The 1,373-nt window shown below is 69.3% G+C and carries 2 protein-coding genes and 2 pseudogenes; all 4 read right to left on the bottom strand.

The window, feature by feature from the left end; all coding sequences use genetic code 11:
- The coding region (locus A5707_RS19795; protein ID WP_156658172.1) for a PPE domain-containing protein at positions 1-189 on the bottom strand (189 nt) is incomplete at its 3' end.
- 18 nt (positions 190-207) lie between these two features.
- Positions 208-468: a PE/PPE C-terminal domain-containing protein gene (locus tag A5707_RS24645; RefSeq protein ID WP_269455157.1), complete on the bottom strand. Its 261-nt coding sequence runs from the start codon at positions 466-468 to the stop codon at positions 208-210.
- A 297-nt stretch (positions 469-765) separates the two neighbouring features.
- Positions 766-1,059: pseudogene (locus A5707_RS24640) on the bottom strand (PE family protein); the annotation flags it as partial.
- Positions 1,060-1,294: 235 nt separating this feature from the next.
- A pseudogene (locus A5707_RS19785) lies at positions 1,295-1,373 on the bottom strand (type VII secretion protein EsxI); the annotation flags it as partial.

Raw genomic sequence — 1,373 nt, 5'->3', positions numbered from 1 at the left:
CGCCGACGCCGGACCGAGCCACTCTTCGCTGGTCAGACCCGTGATCACCGATTCATAGGCCGCCGCCGCGGTGGACAACTCGGCGCCCAGCGCACTCCAGGCAGACGCGGCGGCCATCATCGGTGCCGCGCCGGGCCCGGCGTAGATACGTGCGGAGTTGATCTCCGGCGGTAACGCTCCAAAGTCCATTTCTTTGAAACCTCTTCCTCAGATGACCGCGGGCTTGGGCATGACGGTGGGCTTGACGCCATAGCGCGGGGCACCGAAGCCGATGCCGCCGCGCCCGGCCGACGCCACCGAGGGCATCCCGGCCGGCATCGTGGTCACCGGCGAGCTTTGCGGGGCGGCAGTGGTCCAGCCAGCTCCCGTCAACGTCGTCGGGGCCGCGCTGGTCGGGGCGGTCGCACCGGCCCAACTCGGTGGCACCGACATGCCGGCGATCGAGGACGCCCGGCCCGCACTGGCCATCACGGCCGCGGGGGAGGCCGGTCCCACGGCGCCGGTCAGCGCCCCGGTTGAGGCGCCTGACGCGACGGTCCCGACGCCCGCCGCCTCGGCCTCGGCGCCGGTGAGCGCGCCTGCGCCCGGAGCGGAAAGCCCGGCGCTGCCGAACTGGAACAGGTCCGACGCGGCGGAGCCGAAGTTGCCGGCCTGCATGGCAGCGATCACGCCGGTGTTGCTCAAGGCGGCGGGCAGCAGGCCGTAGGGCCCCGATGCAGATCCGGTCAGCAAGCCGAGGAGTCCACCGCTGCCACCGGTGGCGGCGGCCTGCGCCGAGTTGACGGCCTCGGTGGCGCCATACGCGCCGGCGCTGGCGCCAAGGGTGTTGACGAACATCTCGTGAATCGCGGTTGCTTGCGCACTGACCTGTTGGTACAGCGTGCCGTAGGCCGCGAATTGTGTTGCCTGCAAAGCAGATACCGTGTCGGCAGCGGCGGGAACCACACCGGTGGTCGGGGCCGCGGCTGCCGCGTTCTGCGCGGTCAACGTCGAGCCGATTCCCTGCAAGCTGGCCGCCGCGGCCGTCAAGGCTTCAGGCTGGGTGGTCACGAACGACATGACTTCTCCTCACGGAAAACGAGCCGGCTCGCACACCGGGGCCGGCCACTGACGTGGTGTCGCACTACCGAATCCACGTCTCCACAGTTCCCCGCGAAGAAGGCGATGTGAGAAGTCGTTAACGTCTTCTTAACGCTGCGGTATCAATCCTTGACGGTTTCCTGTCACCCGTCAGGGCGCTGACATGAAAGTGGCCCGCACACCGGGGTGTGCGGGCCACGTTGTGGGTTGGGGGTTAGGCCCAGCTGGAGCCGACGGCGGAGTCGGTGCTGGCCATGTTGTTGCCGGCGGTTTGGACTTTTTGGCCGTGGGCG

This window comes from Mycobacterium kyorinense, from assembly GCF_001672775.1.
Classification (GTDB): Bacteria; Actinomycetota; Actinomycetes; order Mycobacteriales; family Mycobacteriaceae; genus Mycobacterium; species Mycobacterium kyorinense_A.
This window is presented reverse-complemented; position numbering and strand designations above follow the sequence as displayed.

What these genes read in the sequence shown, in the direction of transcription:
- A5707_RS24645 (WP_269455157.1), bottom strand. Translation starts at nt 468, where the DNA reads ATGGCCAGTGCGGGCCGGGCGTCCTCGATCGCCGGCATGTCGGTGCCA.